The organism is Paenibacillus popilliae ATCC 14706 (genome assembly GCF_000315235.1).
Lineage (GTDB): Bacteria > Bacillota > Bacilli > Paenibacillales > Paenibacillaceae > Paenibacillus_B > Paenibacillus_B popilliae.
On record NZ_BALG01000516.1, the window covers coordinates 1 to 1411 of the forward strand.

At 37.6% G+C, this 1411-nt stretch carries 1 protein-coding gene and 1 pseudogene; both read left to right on the forward strand.

The genetic code is table 11. The features are described 5' to 3' along the window. Positions 1-431: pseudogene (locus PPOP_RS23630) on the forward strand (hypothetical protein); the annotation flags it as partial. A gap of 20 nt (positions 432-451) precedes the next feature. Further along, positions 452-841 carry a hypothetical protein gene (locus PPOP_RS22405; protein ID WP_006288328.1) on the forward strand — a complete coding sequence of 130 codons (390 nt, stop codon included), beginning with the start codon at positions 452-454 and terminating at the stop codon, positions 839-841. The last annotated feature ends 570 nt before the right edge of the window (positions 842-1411 follow it).

The window sequence follows — 1411 nt, forward strand, 5'->3', positions numbered from 1 at the left end:
AAATAGTTGGGCGTTTAAAAAAAATCAATGCTGAGATCGCTAGAAAAAAAGCGCTGGGGAAAACACTGAAAAAAACACCGAAAAAAATACCGGCAAAGACATCGGCAAAAACTAACGGGAAAAACACCGGAAAGGCGTCTAAGGGGACGGGAGGATACCAAGCACCAAAAGGTGGCGGTGGTGTAACTGCCGAATTCAAGGTAGGAAAAAATAATACTATAACCTTTGGGCACGGTGGAAGACATTTAGTAGGTACCGGATTAAATCCGAATACCGTAAATAGAACAATTGCCAATGACGTTGTGAAACAAAACTTAAGAAAGGGGCAGTTTAATAAAGGTACCGTTATTGTAAACGGAAAGCCCATCGAATATACGTCATATGGTTTAGGAAATGGTAAAATAAATATTGGGACTTATTATCCTAAGTAAAATGAAGTGAGGTTAAACAAATGTCTAGTAAACATTTGGAAAATTGGCATAGGGTGAAAAGGGATTTATCAATTGAAGAAAAACGGTGGATTCACAAGCTATTGAGTGTTAATTTTGATGGTAGAGACATATTAAAAAACCAGATGGAATATGCAAAAGTAATAGGGTCTTGTTTATGTGGATGCAGAACAATAGATATTGAGATAGAAAGTAAATCACATTGTTTTCATAATCAAACTAGAGTCCCTGTTGAAATGATTATCGATAATGGTAATTCTGCACCAACAATATTTTATTTGCACGTTGTTGAAGGTTACATCACAGAATTAGAGGTATTTAAAGCAGATTCCAGTGAAATAAAAGGATTAATTAGTCTTGATAATGCTTTAATAAGAGTTAATTCAGATTAGATTATTAACCTTGATTGGCTTCGTGCCCTTCAAGGTTTCTTTTTCATGGAGCCGTAGGAAGCGATTCCTAAGGTTCTTGTTGCTACTTTTGAACAGACCCCGCCCGCACCTCTCATCGTTTATGTAATGATGTGTAACAGGGCGGGTCATTTTTTATCTGGGAGCTGTTGTAAGGCGTCTAAAAACAAACGCTTTTTTCATTTCATTCATTCTTGTACAAAATAAGAGCCGCTAGGATTACTCCTGCGACCTATTTACATGACCTATGCAGTTCAATACACTAATTGGTAATCAGTCACCACTACAAAAGTGTCTACAATATTTCGATAAATATCTAAAAAACCACTTGACTTTTCAAAATAGACACTATAATTGCGAAGGATACCTTTTTTATAGGGTATATCTTCAGATTATGGGGTGGGTTACCAATGTCAGCGTTGCAAAAACCGAAGTTTAGAGAATTGAATCACGGCGAATGTGCGGGAGCGCCCATTCTGAAGAGTCTCTGGAAAAAAACGTGTCGAGCGCTTGCAGCAAGATTCCTTACCTGCGCTTACCCATGGAGATGTC

Excerpts from the sequence above, each read along its gene's own strand:
- PPOP_RS22405 (WP_006288328.1), top strand. The coding sequence starts at position 452 with ATGTCTAGTAAACATTTGGAAAATTGGCATAGGGTGAAAAGGGATTTA.